The sequence below is a fragment of the Streptomyces regalis genome, assembly GCF_001509475.1.
Lineage (GTDB): Bacteria > Actinomycetota > Actinomycetes > Streptomycetales > Streptomycetaceae > Streptomyces > Streptomyces regalis.
On record NZ_LLZG01000053.1, the window covers coordinates 1 to 18,389 of the forward strand.

Annotated in this window: 16 protein-coding genes and 1 pseudogene; 4 read left to right on the forward strand and 13 right to left on the reverse strand. The window is 69.2% G+C overall.

Features of this window, described 5'->3' with window-relative positions; translation table 11 throughout:
- The 9 genes from ADL12_RS10035 to ADL12_RS10075 all read right to left on the reverse strand — a co-directional run.
- Positions 1-1,127: inositol-3-phosphate synthase (locus ADL12_RS10035; RefSeq protein ID WP_062700725.1), on the reverse strand; the 1,127-nt coding region annotated here is incomplete at its 3' end.
- 110 nt (positions 1,128-1,237) lie between these two features.
- Entirely contained in the window at positions 1,238-2,632 is a 1,395-nt protein-coding gene (locus ADL12_RS10040; RefSeq protein ID WP_062700726.1) for a ThuA domain-containing protein, read from the reverse strand.
- Positions 2,633-2,647: 15 nt separating this feature from the next.
- Positions 2,648-5,170, reverse strand: a complete 2,523-nt coding sequence (locus ADL12_RS10045) for a PQQ-dependent sugar dehydrogenase (RefSeq protein WP_062700728.1) — start codon at positions 5,168-5,170, stop codon at positions 2,648-2,650.
- 83 nt (positions 5,171-5,253) lie between these two features.
- Complete coding sequence (locus ADL12_RS10050; RefSeq protein WP_062700730.1) at positions 5,254-6,252, reverse strand: sugar phosphate isomerase/epimerase family protein; 999 nt, start codon at positions 6,250-6,252, stop codon at positions 5,254-5,256.
- A 14-nt stretch (positions 6,253-6,266) separates the two neighbouring features.
- Positions 6,267-7,478, reverse strand: coding sequence for a Gfo/Idh/MocA family protein (locus ADL12_RS10055; protein WP_062700732.1), 1,212 nt, complete (start codon positions 7,476-7,478; stop codon positions 6,267-6,269).
- Positions 7,479-7,533: 55 nt separating this feature from the next.
- Positions 7,534-8,571, reverse strand: a complete 1,038-nt coding sequence (locus ADL12_RS10060) for a substrate-binding domain-containing protein (RefSeq protein ID WP_062700734.1) — start codon at positions 8,569-8,571, stop codon at positions 7,534-7,536.
- Between the two features lie 17 nt (positions 8,572-8,588).
- Positions 8,589-9,608: an ABC transporter permease gene (locus tag ADL12_RS10065; RefSeq protein WP_062700736.1), complete on the reverse strand. Its 1,020-nt coding sequence runs from the start codon at positions 9,606-9,608 to the stop codon at positions 8,589-8,591.
- Complete coding sequence (locus tag ADL12_RS10070; protein WP_062700738.1) at positions 9,605-11,125, reverse strand: sugar ABC transporter ATP-binding protein; 1,521 nt, start codon at positions 11,123-11,125, stop codon at positions 9,605-9,607. Before ADL12_RS10070 ends, ADL12_RS10065 begins: the two co-directional genes overlap by 4 nt.
- A 181-nt stretch (positions 11,126-11,306) precedes the next feature.
- Positions 11,307-12,488: an ROK family transcriptional regulator gene (locus ADL12_RS10075; RefSeq protein ID WP_062700740.1), complete on the reverse strand. Its 1,182-nt coding sequence runs from the start codon at positions 12,486-12,488 to the stop codon at positions 11,307-11,309.
- A 294-nt stretch (positions 12,489-12,782) separates the two neighbouring features.
- On the opposite strand from ADL12_RS10075, the gene ADL12_RS10080 reads away from it, so the two are divergent.
- A complete protein-coding gene (locus ADL12_RS10080; protein WP_341846354.1) occupies positions 12,783-13,598 on the forward strand; it encodes an NAD(P)H-binding protein in 816 nt (271 codons plus the stop codon).
- A 14-nt stretch (positions 13,599-13,612) separates the two neighbouring features.
- Here the strand turns inward: ADL12_RS10080 and ADL12_RS10085 are convergent, their stop codons facing one another.
- The 4 genes and pseudogenes from ADL12_RS10085 to ADL12_RS58430 all read right to left on the reverse strand — a co-directional run bounded on the left by ADL12_RS10085 (position 13,613) and on the right by ADL12_RS58430 (position 16,274).
- Positions 13,613-14,290 (reverse strand): GntR family transcriptional regulator, encoded by a 678-nt coding sequence (locus ADL12_RS10085; protein WP_062700744.1) that lies wholly within the window; start codon positions 14,288-14,290, stop codon positions 13,613-13,615.
- A gap of 145 nt (positions 14,291-14,435) precedes the next feature.
- Positions 14,436-15,374 carry a beta-ketoacyl-ACP synthase III gene (locus tag ADL12_RS10090; protein WP_062700747.1) on the reverse strand — a complete coding sequence of 313 codons (939 nt, stop codon included), beginning with the start codon at positions 15,372-15,374 and terminating at the stop codon, positions 14,436-14,438.
- A gap of 221 nt (positions 15,375-15,595) precedes the next feature.
- Positions 15,596-15,859: a hypothetical protein gene (locus ADL12_RS10095; RefSeq protein ID WP_062700748.1), complete on the reverse strand. Its 264-nt coding sequence runs from the start codon at positions 15,857-15,859 to the stop codon at positions 15,596-15,598.
- Between the two features lie 14 nt (positions 15,860-15,873).
- Positions 15,874-16,274 (reverse strand): annotated as a pseudogene (locus ADL12_RS58430) (DUF6232 family protein).
- A gap of 42 nt (positions 16,275-16,316) precedes the next feature.
- Between ADL12_RS58430 and ADL12_RS10110 the strand changes: the two are divergent.
- Genes ADL12_RS10110 through ADL12_RS10115 form a run of 3 tightly spaced genes read left to right on the forward strand, consistent with a single transcriptional unit; the run spans position 16,317 to position 18,279 of the window.
- The gene (locus ADL12_RS10110) at positions 16,317-17,342 is read left to right on the forward strand and encodes a hypothetical protein (protein ID WP_279617135.1); all 1,026 of its coding nucleotides are present in this window, start codon (positions 16,317-16,319) and stop codon (positions 17,340-17,342) included.
- A gap of 5 nt (positions 17,343-17,347) precedes the next feature.
- The gene (locus tag ADL12_RS53880; RefSeq protein WP_159053135.1) at positions 17,348-17,950 is read left to right on the forward strand and encodes a hypothetical protein; all 603 of its coding nucleotides are present in this window, start codon (positions 17,348-17,350) and stop codon (positions 17,948-17,950) included.
- On the forward strand, positions 17,950-18,279 hold the full coding sequence (locus ADL12_RS10115) for a hypothetical protein (RefSeq protein ID WP_062700757.1): 330 nt from the start codon (positions 17,950-17,952) through the stop codon (positions 18,277-18,279). Before ADL12_RS53880 ends, ADL12_RS10115 begins: the two co-directional genes overlap by 1 nt.
- Positions 18,280-18,389: the final 110 nt, after the last annotated feature.

Sequence of the window (18,389 nt, forward strand, 5' to 3'; positions counted from 1 at the left end):
GCCCCGGCTCCCCTCAGCCGCTCCGCGAACCGCCCAAGTACCGCGTACTTCTCCCCCAGCGCCCCCGGCCCCTCCCCCACCGGATCCTTGAAGTAGAAGCCCAGTTCGCCGAGCGGCCCGGACAGGCCCGCCTCGTGGGCGCGTGTCGTCAGGCGGGCGAGGTCGAGGACCAGGGGTGCCGCCAGGGCCGAGTCGCAGCCCTGCCAGATGGTTTGGAGGATCATGCGGGTGCCGAGGAAGCCGTCGAAGGCGATGTGGTCCCAGGCGGTCTTCCAGTCGCCGAGGGCGGGGACGTCGTCGATGTGGACCTCGCCCTCGGGAGGCGTGGCGAGGGTGTCGGCGAGCACTCTCTCCTTGCCGGCGTTCTTCGCCGCCGCCGCGGCCGGGTCGGCCAGGGAGGCGCCGTCGCCGCCGCCGAGCAGATTCGTGCCCGACCAGGCGCGCACCGCCAGGGCCCGTTGGGTGAACATCGGGCCCAGGACCGAGCGGAGCAGTGTCTGGCCCGTCTTGCCGTCGCGGCCCGCGTACGGCAGGCCGGAAGACGAGGCCAGGGGGGCCAGCGTCGGGTGGTTCAGGCCCGTCGACGGGGTGAAGTTCACGTACGGGCAGCCCGCGCGCAAAGCCGCCGCCGCGTACAGCGAACTCGGCGGCAGGGCGGCGCCGGTGGGGGCGGGCTCGGTGGAGGCCACGTTCACGACGACGGCCCGGGTGAGCTCGGACCGCCGTATGAAGTCCCGTATGTCCGAGGCGAAGGCGGTGATGAGTTCCTCCTCGCCGCGCGTGTCTCCGGGGAGCGGGCCGCCGGGCCTGATCTCGCGGTCGGCGGCGGCGAGTTCGGCCCGTACGGCCGCGGGGAGACCGGGAGGCAGGACGCCGCCTGCCGCCAGGGCCTCCGCGCGTTTGGGCAGGGGGCAGTCCACCGTGTCGTGGCCGCCGAAGACGAGGGACGACAGCGCGGGCAGGCCGCTGTCCGCGAACATCGGGGTCTCGGTGACCAGGCCCGTCGGCGGGTGCAGGCCCGCGGTGACGGCGGCGCACCCGGCGATGACGCTCGTGGCGACGGAGCCACGCGCCCCGATCAGCCAGACGCCGACGCGCGCAACGGACGGGGAAACGGACGCGGACATGGCAGCCTCCTTGTCGAACGCGTCGTGGGTAACCCCCGGCCGGGCCCTGGCGGGGACCCGGTGGGGAAAAGACGGCGGGCGGGAGTCCGGCGTCCCCCGCCCGCCGTCGCTCAGCCGCCCTGCGAAGCCGTCAGTCCGGAGGACTTCGCGGTGTTCGCGGGCAGTTCCTTGATCCGGACGTCACGGATGGACACCTCGTCGTCGACTCCGTGGTTCTGGATGCCGATGTGTCCGTCGGTGAGGCTCCGGGCCGGGTCGGTGTTGGTGAAGTCGTTGATCTTCACGCCGTTGAGACAGACGCGGAGGCGTTCGCCCTCCACGCGGATCTCGTACGTGTTCCACTCCCCCGGCGGGTTCAGCGCACGGTCACGCTTCTTGAGGTCGGCGGACTGGAAGCCGTACACGGCCCCGGTGGTGCGGTCGGGGGCGTCGGTCGCGTCGATCTGGATCTCGTAGCCGTTGTTGACGGCCGACCACGGGTCGTCCGAGGGCGGGAAGCCCACGAACACCCCGGAGTTGTCGTCGCCGGCCATCTTCCAGTCGAGCTTCAGGGAGTACGACCCGAAGTCCGACGCGGCGTACCAGAGCATTCCCATGCCGCCGGTCGACGTGAGCGTGCCGTCGTCGGACAGGGTGAAGGAGCCCGGGCTCGCCTGCTTCCAGCCGTCCAGCGAAGCCTGCGTACCGTCGAAGAGCGGGCGGTAGCCGTTCTCGGGGCGGCAGTCGGCCTGGGCGTCGCCGACGGCCCAGCGGATTCCGCCGAGCAGGTGCTCGCGGAAGAGGGGCTCGGCGTAGGACTCCTTGGTGTGGCCGCCCCCGGTGTAGAAGGCGCGGCCACCCTGGTAGTTCTGGCACCAGGCGATCGGATGGTCGCCGTTCATGGTGCCGCCGGTGTACGAGGACTCGTCGAGGGACGCGAGGACATGAGCCCTCTCCCGTGGATTGGAGCGGTAGTTGTACCACTCGTCCGTGCGGTTCCACGTCTCGGCCAGGCCCGACGTCGCCGGGTGGGCGTGGTCCTCGACGTCCACGGTCGCGGGCTGGATCGCCGGGTGCGACTGGAAGTAGGCGCCGGCGAGGCCGCCGTAGAACGCCCAGTCGTACTCGGTGTCGGCGGCCGCGTGGATGCCGACGTAGCCTCCGCCGCGCCGGATGTAGCCCTCGAAGGCCGTCTGCTGGGCGGCGTTCAGGACGTCTCCGGTCGTCGACAGGAAGACGACCGCGGCGTAGCGGCGCAGGTTGCCCGCGGTGAAGCTCGCGGCGTCCTCCGTCGCGTCGACCGTGAAGCCGCTCGTCTCGCCGAGCTGTTTCACCGCGGCGATGCCGTCGGGGATCGAGTCGTGGCGGAAGCCGGCCGTCTTGGAGAAGACCAGTACCCGCTTGCCGTCGTCCGTGGCCCGCGCATCCTGCGAGGCCTGTGACGCGGCCGGTTCCGAGACGCAGCCGAGGAGTACGGCCGCTCCCACAACTGCCGTGGTCAGTCGTCCAGTTGGACGCAATCGCATCGTCCGTCCCTCCTCTCAGCCCGTGGTGATGGTGAAGTCGTCCACGTCGTACAGGGCGCCGGAGCCGCTCCCCTTGAAGACCAGGTAGAGCGCGGTCGTGCCCCTTGGCGCGCGGGACAGGCCGGCGGTGACGTCCTGGAAGGTCTCCCAGCCGCCGGTCACCGGCACGGTCGTCTTGCCGAGCAGGGTGCCCGTCGAGGACCCCGCACGGACCTCGAGGATGCCGCCCGCGCCGCCGGAGGAGATGCGCGCGGTGATCTTCTTGGCGTTGCTCAGGGCGTACGGCGTGAAGGAGATCCAGTCGCCGTTGTTGATGTTGCCGACCGTCTTGCCGCCGTGTGCGGTGGCCTTGGCGATGATCGAGACGCCGGAGCCGTTGCCGAAGTGCTCGGCCTGGCGGTGCTTGGGCTGGGTGACGTTCTGGTCGTGCGTGGTGAGCGGGGCCTGGCCGCCGCCTCCGCCGTCGGTGTACTCGGCGTCCATGACGCCGAAGATGTTGGCGTCCTCGTCGTGGCCGCCGTCGGCGCTGGTCTGGATGGTGCCGGTGCAGCCGTTGGCCGAGGTGAGCGGGTGGCCGTGGGTGTCGTGGCCGAGGATGAAGGTGACCTTGACCTTGGCGCAGTCGATCGCCGTGCCGTCCTCCGGGTCGGTGACCTTCACCTTGAACGGAATGGCGTCACCGAAGCTGAACAGCTGCCCGTCCTTCGGCGCCTCCAGCACCACCTTCGGCGCGGTGTTGCCGACCACGATCTGCACGCTCGCGCTGCCGGTGCGGCCGGAGGGGTCCTTGGCGGTCAGGGTCGCGGTGTAGGTGCCGTTCTTCTTGTATCTGTATGTCGGGTTCGCCGCCGTCGACTTGCCGCCGTCGCCGAAGTTCCAGCTGTACGTGACGGCGTCGCCGTCCTGGTCGGTCGTGCCCTCGGACGAGAACTGCACCCTCAGCGGCGCCTGGCCCGAGGTCTTGCTCGCCGCGGCCTGCGCCACCGGGGAGTGGCCGTCGGTCGCGTTCTCGATACGGAACAGGCCGGAGTTCTCGTCGCCGCCGAACCACGAGGTGCCGTAGTCGAGGACGTACAGCGCACCGTCCGGGCCGAAGGCCATGTCCATGATCTGGGTGCCGGTCCACGGGACGTCGTTGATCGACTGCACGGTCCCGGCGTCGTCGCTGACGATCCGCTTGATCCAGCGGCGGCCGAACTCCCCGGCGAAGAAGTTCCCGTCGTAGGCCTCCGGGAACTTCACCGGCGAGTCGAGTGAGGCGTCGTAGTGGTAGACCGGGCCGCCCATCGGCGACTCGGATCCGGTGCCGAACTCGGGCACGGAGCCGCCGTCGTACGGGATCCAGGCGGGCTGGGCCGGGGGCAGGTCGGTCAGGCCGGTGTTGTGCGGCGAGGTGTTCTTCGGCGCGGCGCAGTCGAAGGCCGCGCCGGATGTCTTCGTCGCGAAGTCGTAGTCCACGTAGGCGTCGTTGTCACCCGTGCAGTACGGCCACCCGAAGTTGCCGGGGCCGGTGACGCGGGCGAACTCGACCTGGCCGGCGGGGCCGCGCGCCGGGTCGGCGGCGCCGGCGTCGGGGCCGTAGTCGCCGACGTACAGGATCCCGGTCTTCTTGTCGACGCTGAAGCGGAACGGGTTGCGCAGGCCCATCGCGTAGATCTCGGGGCGTGTCTTGTCCGTGCCGGGCGCGAAGAGGTTGCCGTCGGGGATCGCGTACGAGCCGTCGGCGTTCACCTTGATGCGCAGGATCTTGCCGCGCAGGTCGTTGGTGTTGCCGGCGGAACGCTGGGCGTCGAAGCCCGGGTTGCGGTCGGCACGCTCGTCGATGGGGGTGAAGCCGTCCGACTGGAACGGGTTGGTGTCATCCCCGGTCGACAGGTAGAGGTTCCCCTGCGCGTCGAAGTCGATGTCGCCGCCGACGTGGCAGCACAGGCCGCGGGTGGCCGGGACGTCGAGGATCTTCGTCTCGCCGGCGGTGTCGAGGGTGCCGTCCGTCTTCAGCACGAAGCGGGAGAGGCGGTTGACGCCTTCGAAGGGTGCGAAGTCGGCCGCGGTGCCGGTCTCGGGGGCGTCGCCCGCGGGGGTGTTCAGCGGGGGCGCGTAGTAGAGGTAGATGAAACGGTTCTCTGTGAAGTTCGGGTCGACGCCGATGCCCTGCAGGCCCTCCTCGTCGTGGGAGTAGACGGCGAGCTTGCCGGCCAGCTTGGTGTTGCCCGCGGCGTCGGTGAGGCGCAGTTCGCCGTCGCGTGAGGTGTGCAGGACCGAGCGGTCCGGGAGGACGGCGAGCGACATGGGCTCGCCGACCTCCGGTTCGCCCTTGGCGAGGGTGACCTGCTGGAAGTCCTCGGCCGCGGCGGCCTGGGCAGCAGCCGCGGCGGCCCCCTCGTCGGCGACGGCTGCGCCGGCCTGGGGTGCGGTGAAGGTGAGAGTGGCGCCCGCCAGCAGTGCGCCGCTCAGCAGCGCCACCGCCTTGCGGAAGGACGCGCGTCGTCTGTGGGTCTCGTTTCTGTCGGTGCTGGTGGTGCGGTCGTTCCCGTGCACGGGTGCCTCCAGAAAGGGGCCGGTTGTACGGGCGGGTGCGTGCGCCGGGATGCGCCGTCATCCCGGAGAGGTGACACGTGGGGTCAGTTGCCGAACGCCGCGTCGAACGAGGCCGACGGGGGCTCGAAGTCGTACGCCTTGAGGCGGGTCAGTGCCTCGGGCGCGCCCTGGAGCCGGTCCATGCCGGCGTCCTCCCACTCCACGGAGATGGGCCCCTGGTAGTCGATGGAGCGCAGCATCCGGAAGACGTCCTCCCAGGGAACGTCGCCGTGCCCGGCCGACACGAAGTCCCAGCCCCGTCGGGGATCGCCCCAGGGCAGGTGCGAGCCGAGGCGGCCGTTGCGGCCGTCGAGGCGCTTGCGGGCCTCCTTGCAGTCGACGTGGTAGATGCGGTCGCGGAAGTCCCAGAGGAAGCCGACCGGGTCGAGGTCCTGCCAGACGAAATGCGACGGGTCGAAGTTCAGGCCGAAGGCGGGGCGGCCTCCGACGGCCTCCAGAGCACGCCAAGTCGTCCAGTAGTCGTAGGCGATCTCGCTGGGGTGGACCTCGTGCGCGAACCGCACGCCTTCCTCGTCGAAGACGTCCAGGATGGGGTTCCAGCGCGTCGCGAAGTCCTCGTAGCCGCGCTGGATCATCGACTCGGGCGCGGGCGGGAACATGGCGACCAGGTGCCAGATGGCGGAGCCGGTGAAGCCGATGACGGTGTTCACGCCGAGGGCCGCAGCGGCCCGCGCGGTGTCGGCCATCTCGGCGGCGGCCCGCTGCCGTACGCCTTCCGCGTCGCCGTCGCCCCAGATACGTGCGGGCAGGATCGCCTGGTGGCGCTCGTCGATGATGGCGTCGCAGACGGCCTGGCCGACCAGGTGGTTGGAGATGGCCCAGCACTTGAGGCCGTACTTGTCGAGCAACGCCTTGCGGGAATCGATGTACGACGGGTCCGCCAGGGCCTTGTCGACCTCGAAGTGGTCGCCCCAGCAGGCGAGTTCGAGTCCGTCGTAGCCGAAGTCCCGGGCGAGCCGGCAGACCTCCTCCAACGGCAGGTCGGCCCACTGGCCGGTGAACAGCGTGAACGTGCGCGGCATGCGCGTCAGCCTCCTCAGACCGCTATCGGGGTGTAGACGGCGTTCTTCTCGGCGCTCTCCTCCACCGCCGCCAGGACGCGCTGCACCTGCAGCCCGTCGGCGAAGGAGGGTTCGGGCCGGCGGCCTTCGGCGATGGCGTGGACCAGGTCGCGGGCCTGGTGGACGAAGGTGTGCTCGTAGCCGAGGCCGTGGCCCGGGGGCCACCAGGCGTCCAGGTAGGGGTGGTCGGGTTCGGTGACGAGGATGCGGCGGAAGCCGGCGTGCGCTCCGGGTTCCGTGCCGTCGTGGTAGGCGAGTTCGTTGAGGCGCTCCAGGTCGAAGGCCAACGAACCGCGCTCCCCGTTGAGTTCGATGCGCAGCGCGTTCTTGCGGCCGGTGGCGTAGCGGGTGGCCTCGAAGGAGGCGAGGGCGCCGGAGGGGAAGCGGGCCGTGAACACGGCGGCGTCGTCCACGGTGACCTCCCCGGTGCCGGCCGCCGAGACGGCGGACAGCCCGCTCGTGGCGCCGGTGGGCAGGGGCCGCTGACGTACGAAGGTCTCCGTCAGCGCGGAGACGCCCGCCAGCGGCTCCCCCGTCAGGTACTGCGCGAGGTCGATGATGTGCGCGCCCAGGTCACCGAGCGATCCCGAGCCCGCCTGCTCCTTGCGCAGCCGCCAGGTCAGCGGGAAGCCGGGGTCGACCAGCCAGTCCTGGAGGTACGTCACACGCACGTGCCGCAGTGCGCCCAGGCGGCCCTCGGCGACCATCCGGCGGGCCAGGGCGGTGGCCGGCACCCGGCGGTAGTTGAAGCCGACCATCGCCACCTGGCCCCGCGCGTACGCCTCTTCGGCCGCCCGCGCCATCGACGTGGCCTCCTCGACCGTGTTGGCGAGGGGCTTCTCGCACAGGACGTGCTTGCCGGCGGCCAGCGCAGCGAGCGCGATCTCGGCGTGACTGTCACCGGGGGTGCAGATGTCGACGAGGTCGACGTCGTCCCGTTCGACGAGAGCACGCCAGTCGGTCTCGACGGACGTCCAGCCGTGGCGGTCGGCCGCCGCCTGTACGGCGAGCCGGTCCCGGCCGCAGATCACGGCCTGCACGGGGTTCAGCGGCAGGTCGAAGACGCGGCCCGCGGTGCGCCAGCCCTGGGAGTGGGCGGCGCCCATGAAGGCGTAGCCGACCATCCCCACGCGCAGGGGTGGCTTGCCTGCCTCGGTCCCGTCTGACTGCTGCTGCGGCTGTCCCATGTGGGAGTCCTCCTCGTCCTGTTCGGGGTGGCGCACGTGGGGGGTGCGGGCGGCATCACTTGAAGCCGGTGGGCATGTACTGGTCGACGTTCTCCTTGTCGACGACCGCCGAGTAGAGCGTGATCGACGCCGGGATCTCGAACTCGGCCATGCCGCCGACGCCCTTGCCCTGGCCCAGCGCGCGGGCGAGGTCGATGGCTGACGCGGCCATGGTCGGCGGGTACAGGACGGTCGCCTTGAGGACGCCGTCGTCCTGCTTGATCGCCTGGAAGGCGGACAGGGCACCCGCGCCGCCGACCATCAGGAAGTCGTCGCGCCCGGCCTGCTCGATGGCGCGCAGGGCGCCCACACCCTGGTCGTCGTCGTGGTTCCACAGGGCGTCGAACTTCGACTGGGCCTGCAGGAGTTGGGCCATCTTGGCCTGCCCGGACTCGACCGTGAACTCGGCCGCCTGACGGGCCACCTTCTTGATGTTGGGGTAGTTCTTCAGCGCGTCGTCGAAGCCCTGGGTGCGCTGCTTGGTCAGCTCCAGGTTGTCCAGGCCGGCCAGCTCGATGACCTTGGCGTCCGCCTTTCCCTTGAGCTTCTCGCCGATGTAGTGGCCGGCGTTGAGGCCCATCCCGTAGTTGTCGCCGCCGATCCAGCAGCGGTATGCCTGCGGGGTGTTGAAGATCCGGTCGAGGTTGATGACCGGGATGCCCGCGCGCATCGCCTTCAGCCCGACCTGGGTGAGTGCCTTGCCGTCGGCGGGCAGCACCACCAGCACGTCGACCTTCTTGTTGATCAGCGTCTCGATCTGGCCGATCTGCGCGGCGGTGTCGTTCGACCCCTCGGTGATCTCCAGGGTGACGTCGGAGTACTTCTTCGCCCGGCTCTTGGCGTTGTCGTTGATGGCGTTGAGCCAGCCGTGGTCGGCCTGCGGACCGGCGAAGCCGATCGTGACCTCCTTGCCGGGCTTGTCGTCGGCGGCCGGCTGGTCGTTCGCGGCCGGCTCGTCGTCGGACTCGTTGCTCGTGCAACCCACGAGGAGGGCACCGGCACCTATGGCGGCGGTCCCGAACAGCAGCCCTCTGCGACTGGTGAGCTCTGGCATGGCGGTGAACCCTTTCCTCAGGTCGTGCTTGCGGTACGGCGCTGGACCAGCACGGCGGCGACGATGATCGCGCCCTTGGCGATCTGCTGGACGTCGCTCTGCAGGTTGTTCAGGGCGAAGATGTTGGTGATCGTGGTGAAGATCAGGACGCCGAGCACGGAGCCGGTGATGGTGCCGCGGCCTCCGGTGAGCAGCGTGCCGCCGATGATCGCGGCCGCGATGGCGTCGAGTTCGTAGAGGTTGCCGTTGGTGTTCTGGCCGGAGCCGGACAGGATGATCAGCAGGAAGGCCGCGATGCCGCAGCACAGTCCGGACAGCAGGTAGAGGTAGAGCCGCTGGCGGCGTACGTCGATGCCGGCGAGGCGGGCCGCCTCCGCGTTGCCGCCGACGGCGACCGAGCGCCGTCCGAAGGTCGTGCGGTTCAGGACCAGCCAGCCGATGATCGTCACGACCGCGAACACCATGACCAGCGGCGGGATGCCGAGCACATAGGCGTCGCGCTCGCCGAGGTCCAGCACCGAGGGCACGGTGACGATCTGTGTCTTGCCGTCGGTGATCTGGAGGGCCAGACCGCGCGCGGACGCCAGCATGGCGAGCGTGGCGATGAACGGGACCATCGCGCCGTACGCGATCAGCATTCCGTTGACCAGGCCGCATCCCACGCCGACGATCACCGCGGTGAACAGGATGCCGGCGAAGCCGTACTCCTGGGTGGCCACGGTCGTCGCCCAGACCGAGGCCAGCGCCACGATCGCGCCGACGGACAGGTCGATGCCGCCGGAGATGATGACGAAGGTCATGCCGACGGTGACGACGCCGATCACGGATGCCTGGGTGAGGACCAGTTGGAGGTTGCGGGTGTCCAGGAACTCGTCCGGCTTGGTGATGCCGCCGATGATGATCAGTACGGCGAGGACGCCGAGCAGGGATAGGGTGCGCACGTCGGCGCGGGCCATCAGGCCCCGCCAGGCGGGCGGTGCGCCGACCGACTGCACCTTGCCGGTGCTGTCCCGGGGCGGAGAGGCGTGCTGCGTCATGACGCCGGGCTTCCTTCCATGACGAGGTCGAGGACACGGTGTTCGTCGAGTTCGCGCGCGGGCGCCGTGTGGACGACACGGCCCTCGCGCAGCACCAGGACGCGGTCGGCGAGGCCGAGCACTTCGGGCACCTCGCTGGAGACGAGCAGGACGGCGAGGCCTTCGTCCGCCAGTCGCCGGACCACCGCGTACAGCTCGGCGCGGGCTCCGACGTCGACGCCGCGGGTCGGTTCGTCGAGCAGCAGGACGCGGCAGCCGCGCAGCAGCCAGCGGGCCAGGACGGCCTTTTGCTGGTTGCCGCCGGAGAGGGTGCGGACCGGCACGTTCGGGTTGTCGGGCCGCAGCGACAGTTCACGGGTCGCGGCCCGCGCGGCCCCCAGTTCGGCGGCCCGGTCGATCCAGCCGCCGCGTGAGAAGCGGGACATGGAGGAAACGGAGACGTTGCGGGTGACGGACTCCAGCATCATCAGCGCCTGCGCCTTACGCTCCTCGGGCGCGAGCCCGAGTCCGGCACGCACGGCGGCCCGAACGCTTCCAGGCCTCAACGCCCGCCCGTCCACGATGACTTGACCGGCGCTGGGCTTCCTCGCCCCGTAGATCGTCTCCAGGATCTCCGAGCGTCCCGAGCCCACCAGTCCGGCGAGCCCGACGATCTCACCGGGCCGCACGCTCAGGTCGAGCGGCTCGAACTCCCCGTCCCGGGCGAGTCCCCGCACCTGAAGCAGCGGCTTGTCGGCCGTCGCGTCCTTGGTCGGCCGCTCGGGGAAGACGTACTCGACGTTACGGCCCGTCATCAGCGCCACGACCTCGCGCGTCGGCGTCGTCTTCGCCGGGAGCCCGCCCGCCACGGCCCGTCCGTCCTTCAGCACGGTCACCCGGTCGCCGATCCGGCGGATCTCCTCCAGCCGGTGCGAGATGTAGACGACGGCGACGCCGTCGGCGGTGAGGTCGCCGACGATGCGGAAGAGGTTGTCGACCTCGTCCGGGTCGAGGGCGGCGGACGGCTCGTCCATCACGATCAGCCGTACGTCGTGGGAGAGCGCCCGCGCCATGGACACGATCTGCTGTTGCGCCGCCGACAACTCGCCGACCAGGCGCGCCGGATCGATCTCCGGATGTCCGAGTCGCTTGAGCAGCCGGGCGGTCGACGCCCGCGCCGCCTTTCCGCGTACGACGAAACCGGCGGCCGTGGGTTCATGGCCGAGGTGGACGTTCTCGGCCACCGACAGGTGCTCGACCAGGTCGAGTTCCTGGTAGATGGTGGCGATGCCCAGGCGCATGGCGGCGATGGGCGAGCGGAGCGTGACCGCCTCGCCGCGCCAGTGGATGGTGCCGGTGTCGGGCTGGTGGGCGCCGGCCAGGACCTTGATGAGGGTGGACTTGCCGGCGCCGTTCTGGCCGAGCAGACAGTGCACTTCGCCGGCCTGGACGTCGAGGTCGACGCCGTCGAGGGCGCGGACTCCGGGGAACGACTTGGTGATGCCGGACATGCTGAGCAGCGGTGGTTCTGGTGCCATGAGGTCCCCTTGGCGGGCGTGCGGGCCGGTTTCAGGGCGGTCCCCTTGCGGGGCAGGTGTTTTCAGGCAGGGCAGAGCAGGGCGCTGTGCTGGTGTGGTGCGGCTCTGAAAGGTGCTACAGGTTCCGGTGCTACAGGGTTCCGGTGCTACAGGTTCCGGTGCTACAGGTTCCGAAAAGGTGTCACGCTGGCGAGAACAGGTGGTCGCTGATGAGCCGGGCCGCGCCGATGACTCCGGCGGTGGGGCCCAACTCCCCCAGGACGATGGGCAGGTTGCCGGTCGCGAGGGGCAGTGACTGGCGGTAGACCTGGGTGCGGATCGCGGCGAGCAGGGTGTGGCCGAGGCCGGTCACCCCGCCGCCGATCACCACCAGGCCGGGGTTGAAGAAGCTGACGAGTCCGGCGATGACCTGGCCGACGCGGTTGCCGCCCTCGCGGATCAGGTCGAGTGCGGTGGCGTCGCCCGCGGCTGCTGCGGCGGCGACGTCGACGGCGGTCAGGGTGCCGTTCGCCGCCAGCCGCGAGGCGAGTTCCTCCGACCGCCCCTGCTGGGCCGCCTCCACGGCGTCCCGGGCGAGGGCCGCCCCGCTGAAGTGGGCCTCCAGGCAACCCCGGTTGCCGCAGGCGCAGGGACGGCCGTCGGGCACGGCCTGGATGTGCCCGATGTCGCCCGCACTGCCCGTGACACCGCGGTGCACGTCACCGCCCGCGACGATGCCGCAGCCGATGCCGGTGCCGATCTTGACGCAGAGGAAGTCGCCCACGGAGCGTGCCACGCCCGCGTGCTGCTCCCCCATCGCCATGAGGTTCACGTCGTTGTCGACCATGACCGGGCAGCCGAGTTCCTGGCTGAGCGCCTCCCGCACCGGGAAGCCGTCCCAGCCCGGCATGATCGGCGGAGCCACCGGCACACCCTCGGGGAAGCGGACGGGTCCGGGGACGCCGATGCCGGCGCCGTCGTACCCCTCCGCGAGCCCGGAGGCCCTCAACTTCGCTGCCATGGACAGGACTTGCTCGAAGACCGCGACCGGGCCCTCGCGGACGTCCATGGGCTGGTTGAGGTGTCCCAGGATCTCCAGTTCGGCGTTGGTGACGGCGACGTCGACCGAGGTCGCGCCGATGTCGACGCCGAGGAAGCGCAGCCCGGGGTTGAGCCGGACGTTGTGGGAGCGGCGGCCACCGCGCGAGGCGGCGAGTCCGTCGGCCACCACCAGGCCCGTCTCCAGCAGGCGGTCCACCTCCACGGCCAGCTTGGACCGCGAGAGGTCGATCTGGTCGCCCAGCTGGGCCCGGGAGTTGGGTCCTCCGTCGCGCAACAGCTTGAGGAGCCGGGCCTGATGGGCGTTCGCGGGTCGCGCCGTCATGCGTCTCACGAGCCCCTCCCCGCCTCAATCGGCCTGCACGCGCCGGGTTTCGGCCACTTCCGTGGCCTGCTTTCGAGGGGAACGTAGCAGCGGCTGCCGGGAGTGGGAAGAAGTTGCGCAGAGATTGCCCTCAACTTTCTCCACTCACAGGACAAAGACCCGACGCAAAGGCACGAGCCGACGCGGCCCACACCTGCCCGCGCCCTGGTGTCACCGGCCCCGGCCCCGCAGGATGGGGCACGACGCCGGGCCTCCCGCGGCCCGGGGCGGGGAGAGGGGGACCGGGTGTATCTGGTGACGGGTGCCACGGGGAACGTGGGTGCCGAAGTCGTCCGGGCTCTGGCTGAGGCCGGCGAGCCGGTGCGCGCGATGAGCCGCTCCGGCCGGGCGGAGGGGTTACCGCCGGGGGTGGCGGCCGTGGCGGGCGACCTGAACCGGCCCGAGACGGTGCGGGAGGTGCTCGACGGCGTACGGTCGCTGTTCCTGATGCCCGGCTACGAAGGACAGAGCCGGATCCTGGCCGACGCGCGGGCGTCGGGCGTGGCGCACGTCGTGCTGCTGTCCGGGAAGTCGGCCGAGCTCGACGACGACAACGCGGTCACGCGCTACCTGCGGGCGGCCGAGTCGCAGGTGCGCGCGTCCGGGCTGTCGTGGACCTTCGTGCGGCCGGTGAGCTTCATGTCCAACGCGCTGGCGCTGGCGGACCAGATCCGCAAGGGCGACGAGGTACGCGTGCCGTTCCTCGGTGTACGCACGGCGGACATCTCCCCGTACGACATCGCCCAGGTGGCCGCCCGCGCCCTCCGCGAGGCCGGGCACGAGGGCCGCGTCCGCACGGTGACCGGACCCGAATCCCTGCTGCCCTCGGACCGCGTCCGGATCCTCGGCGAGGTGCTCGGCCGTGACCTGCGCACCGTCGGCCTCACGGACGACGAGGCACGCGCGTCGATGGGCGCCCACTTCCCGGCCCCGTACGTCGACGCGTTCTTCCGCTTCTTCGTCGACGGGATCCTGGACGAATCCCAGGTGCTGCCGACGGTCCAGGAGGTCACCGGGGCGGCACCGCGCACGTTCGAGCAGTGGGCGCGGGCGCACATGGACGCGTTCTGAAAGAACCTCTCGGACTACGACTGCTGCCGTGCGTGATACGACCGCCGTGTGTGCTCCGTGTGCTCCCGCATCAGCTCCGTGGCCCGCTGCTCGTCCCGCTCGGTGATCGCGGCGATCATGCCGCGGTGCTCGGTCCAGGACTGCTGCCCGCGCTGGCGGGCGACGGGGGTGTAGTACCAACGGACACGGCGGTCGACCTGTGCGGCGAGCTCGGCGAGGACCGCGTTGCCCGCGAGTTCCATGATCTTCGCGTGGAAGCGGGCGTTGAGGGCGACGGCCGCGTCCACGTCGTCGGCGGCGACGGCCTTCTCGCCCTCCGCGCACAGCGACTCCAGGACCGCGATGCCCGCGCTGTCGGCGTGGGCGGCGGCGAGCCGGGCCGCCTCCGCCTCCAGCAGTGTGCGGACGGTGAGGAGCTGGTCGGCCTCCTCCTCCGTCGGCTCGTGCACGAACGCGCCCTGCGCGGGCCGCAGATCGACCCAGCCCTCGGTGTTCAGCCGCTGCAGCGCCTCGCGCACCGGCTGCCGGGACACACCGAGGTGGCCTGCCAGTTCGCTCTCGACCAGATGCTGGCCCGGCTGGAGGGCGCGGGTGGTGATGAGCTCGAGCAGCGCCTCGTAGACGCGGTCACGCAGGGGACCGGGCCGTTCGAGCTTGGGCACCGCACCCTGCGGCAGTCCTGTCGACAACATCGGTCCCCCTCCTGGGCGAACACCGGACGGCGACTGCATCCGGTAGCCGGCCGTCACTGGAAAGCCAGTATCGATTGTCTTTCGTCTACAGTCTACGGCGCACAAAGGCCAGGGGACGGGGGAGTTGGCCTCGTCACACGAGCGTTCAGGGGCAGCGGACGACCTGTCCCGCGTACGACAGGTTCCCCCCGAAGCCGAAGAGGAGTACCGGGTCCCCGGACGAGATCCGCCCCTGTTCCACGAGCTTGGACAGCGCCAGCGGAATGCTCGCCGCCGAGGTGTTCCCGGACTCCGAGACATCGCGCGCGACCACGGCGTTGACAGCACCGAGCTTGAGGGCGAGGGGCTCGATGATGCGCAGGTTGGCCTGGTGCAGAACGACACCGGCGAGATCCTCGGGCGCGAGGCCGGCCCGCTCGCAGGCCCTGCGGGCGATGGCCGGCAGCTGCGTCGTCGCCCAGCGGTAGACGCTCTGCCCCTCCTGCGCGAACCGTGCAGGCTGTCCCTCGATGCGCACCGCGTGCCCCATCTCGGGCACCGAACCCCACAACACGGGCCCGATGGCGGCCTCCTGGGACGCCTCCACCACGGCCGCGCCGGCCCCGTCCCCGACCAGCACACAGGTCGTACGGTCGCTCCAGTCGGTCACGTCGGACATCTTGTCGGCGCCGATCACCAGTGCGCGGGCCGCGGCGCCCGCGCGGACGGCGTGGTCGGCGGTGGCCAGGGCGTGGGTGAAGCCCGCGCAGACGACGTTGATGTCCATCGCGGCGGGCGACGGGATGCCGAGCCGGGCCGCGACCCGGGCGGCCATGTTCGGGGAGCGGTCGATGGCGGTGGAGGTGGCGACCAGGACCAGGTCGATGTCGCCGGGTGCGAGGCCCGCCGCCGCGAGCGCCTTGGCGGCGGCGTGTGCGGCCAGTTCGTCGACGGGCTCGTCGGGCCCGGCGATGTGGCGCGTACGGATGCCCACCCGGCTCGTGATCCACTCGTCACTGGTGGCCACCATGCCTGCCAGGTCCTCGTTGGTGAGCACCTTGGCGGGCTGGTAGTGGCCGACAGCGGCGATGCGCGAGCCGTTCATGGGTGGATCCCCCTTGTTGCCGTGGATAGCGGGATTCACCAGTCTGATCAGTGACTCACGAGTAGCGGTGCAGGTGATGGCACAGGATTGGGACCCCGGGGTTGTCGACTTCCCTCAGGCCGTCGAACGTCCTAGCAGTCGGACCATCCGTCCTGGCAGTCGGCCCGTCCCCGTGCGGAGGGCCGCCTCACCGTGTGCGGCACCACCGAGGACGCACCCTGTCACATGCCGAGGGCCGCCGTCGCCCGACGCACCGCCTCGATCACGGGGATGCCGACCTGACCGACCATGGCGGCGACTCCCGCGATGGCGCCGAGAGCACGGCGCAGTGTTCCGCGGTCGACGTTCTCGCCGTCTCCGATGGCGCCCAGGGATTCGTCGACGACCTGCAGATCGGCGGGCGACAGCTCGCCGCGGAGAACCCGCACGGCGGTGACCATCTCCCGCAGTGCGGTGCGGGGGTCCACCGGAGCCTGGTTCTTCACGCCACCTTCCCCATTCATCGGAAGTTTTCGACCTGCATACTCAAAGCGGCCTGTGGATTGTCGATCGCGTCCATGATGCTGACGACGAGCTGGTCCACGAGATTCGCGTCGGCACTCACCAGCGCGGTGCGCGGAGTTCCCGCCGTTTCGATCACCAGCGCGAAATAGTTGCGCCTCAGCAGAACACTGAGCACTTTCACGGTGGCGATCACGAGCACGACAGGACCCTGGCCGCCACCCAGATCACCGCGCAAAGCAGAACCTGCGAAAGGAAACGCCCCACAGCGGCGGCACGCGCGGGCACGATCTTGATGACCTGTGCCCGCGCAATGTTGTTCAGCGGATATACCTCCGCGCCGATCCAGAGAATACGGCGGCTGACGCGGACACTGATGACTTTCCTTTTGAACGCCACTCAGGAAATCTCAACGACGCTTTCAACGTCCACCCTTCGTTCATCGTTGCCACGGTGAGCGGCGGAAATACCAGCCTGTACATCAATGGTTCGTTCCGTATGAGCTACAGCAGCGGGCCGCCCGCTAACACCGATCTTCGAGACATGAAGTGGTCGAGTCTGGCCGGAAAGCAAGCGGGCTCCATCTATAAGGAGTACGCGAACGGCCGATACGGTCATCTAGCGATTTGGGATCGGGAGCTTGACGCTTCAGAGATCACGGACTTTTGGAAGCTCGGCAGCAACGGCGGAGCCGAATACACGGAGGCCGAAGACAACCGGATTTCGCGGCTTGCTCGATATGCCGACTTCGGCGGCGACCTGGCCCTAGACAGTGGCCAGAGCACGCTTCTTAGCCCTTCCTGGGAATCCGGGGCCACGGCCCTTGAAGAGATTCAGAAGGCGGCCGAGGACGCTTCGGGCTATGCCTTCATGGACGGGGACGGACGGCTTACGTTCCATAACCGTTCTCGTCGACAGTCGGGGCCGCTGCGGTACACGCTTTCGGATTCTTCGGGTCTGCCTTTCGAGGACGGCCTTACGTTCGAGATGGACGACGACCGAGTCATTAACGAAGTCGCCTATCAGCGTACGGGCGGGATTTCGGCGACCGTGCGCGATTCGGATTCGGTTGGACTGTACGGCCGGAAGACGCGAAGCATAGAGCTTCGGCTCACCTCGGATGCCCGCGTGACCGATGCCGCGTATTCGCTGCTCTACGCCTACTCGGCGCCGATTGTTCGATGCGATCAGGTCACGCTCAACGTGAGTGCCGTTCCGGCGCTTTCCCCGATCGCTCTCGGTATCGAGATTGGCGACCGGATCAAGCTAGTGGAGTTGCCGAAGGCGGCCCCCGCTTCCACCTATGAGTTCTACGTCGAGGCTATCGACACAGACGTTCAGGCGGACGGCGCTACGCCGAACTGGACCACGGTCCTGTCCCTGTCTCCGGCCACGGTAACCGACGTGTTCGTACTGGAAGACGCAACGAACGGCTTCCTTGACTCGAGCGTTGGCCTGGCCTACTAGCACGCATGAAGGGCGCCCCGGGATTTCTTGGGGCGCCCTTTCTGATTGGATTAAAGTTGGCTACTGTCCCAACCTTCAGTTCATGGACGGCCGGGGAGAAGCCCACGGCAGCGAAGTTCACGACAAACATCAAGGATGCCGGGAACTTCTTCAAGAACACCCCCTTCGCATGGGCATATCAAGGCACCGGCACTAACACTGTTTCCGACGGTGCATGGAATAACGTCGTTCTCGATACCGAGAAGTTCGACAACGACAACATGTTCACGGCCGGAACGCCGCAGCTGACCATACGAACTCCGGGCCTGTACTGCATTGAAGGCGGAGTTCGATTCACGAATAGCCAGAACGGAATTCGCGGCTGTCGCATCCGCGTGAACGGTGTGGACGCTAATGTCAACTATCTTGCGGCATCTGTGAACACTTCGCATGTGATCACTGTGCGGCCGACGACCTATGTTCAGTGCGTCGCAAACGACGTGATCACTGTTGACGCGCATGTAAACGGTGCGGGTACTGCCTCCCCTTGGACGTCGTCTGTTGCGCTCAACATTTCCTCAACTCTGCCGTATTACAACTTTCTCCGCGCCCGGTGGGTGGCCGCCTAATGGATTTCGCAACCTACGCGGGATGGATCTTTGGCTCCGTGGCCGGCGTCGGTGCTCTCGCCGCGGCCTATATCCGCGTTCGCTCCTCGGTCGATAACCAGACGGCCGAGACCTGGAAGGGCGAAGCCGAAGCGCAGAAGGCGAGAGCTGATCGGCTCGAAGCACAGCTTGAAGAGCTGTCCGGCCGTGTGACTCGGCTCGAAGCCGAGAACCGCCACCTTTCCGAGCTTGTCACCGGACAAGCGGCTATTGCCGAGCTGAAGTCGATTGTTCTCGCTCAGCACCAGGACCTTATTTCTCTTATTCGTACCGCCCCTGAAGGGAACTGACATGGAATTCGTTACTCAGGTTGAATTGGCGATGTCCGGTTCGTCGATCAGTCCGTCGAGATCCAGGCCGGTGGTCGGTAAGCAGCCAACGATCAGGTGCGGCCGGTACT

Coding starts and splice junctions, on each gene's coding strand:
- ADL12_RS10115 (WP_062700757.1), top strand. CDS start 17,950: ATGGATTTCGCAACCTACGCGGGATGGATCTTTGGCTCCGTGGCCGGC.
- ADL12_RS10055 (WP_062700732.1), bottom strand. CDS start 7,478: ATGGGACAGCCGCAGCAGCAGTCAGACGGGACCGAGGCAGGCAAGCCA.
- ADL12_RS10060 (WP_062700734.1), bottom strand. CDS start 8,571: ATGCCAGAGCTCACCAGTCGCAGAGGGCTGCTGTTCGGGACCGCCGCC.
- ADL12_RS10050 (WP_062700730.1), bottom strand. CDS start 6,252: ATGCCGCGCACGTTCACGCTGTTCACCGGCCAGTGGGCCGACCTGCCG.
- ADL12_RS10070 (WP_062700738.1), bottom strand. CDS start 11,125: ATGGCACCAGAACCACCGCTGCTCAGCATGTCCGGCATCACCAAGTCG.
- ADL12_RS10085 (WP_062700744.1), bottom strand. CDS start 14,290: ATGTTGTCGACAGGACTGCCGCAGGGTGCGGTGCCCAAGCTCGAACGG.
- ADL12_RS10040 (WP_062700726.1), bottom strand. CDS start 2,632: ATGCGATTGCGTCCAACTGGACGACTGACCACGGCAGTTGTGGGAGCG.
- ADL12_RS53880 (WP_159053135.1), top strand. CDS start 17,348: ATGAAGGGCGCCCCGGGATTTCTTGGGGCGCCCTTTCTGATTGGATTA.
- ADL12_RS10065 (WP_062700736.1), bottom strand. CDS start 9,608: ATGACGCAGCACGCCTCTCCGCCCCGGGACAGCACCGGCAAGGTGCAG.
- ADL12_RS10075 (WP_062700740.1), bottom strand. CDS start 12,488: ATGACGGCGCGACCCGCGAACGCCCATCAGGCCCGGCTCCTCAAGCTG.
- ADL12_RS10090 (WP_062700747.1), bottom strand. CDS start 15,374: ATGAACGGCTCGCGCATCGCCGCTGTCGGCCACTACCAGCCCGCCAAG.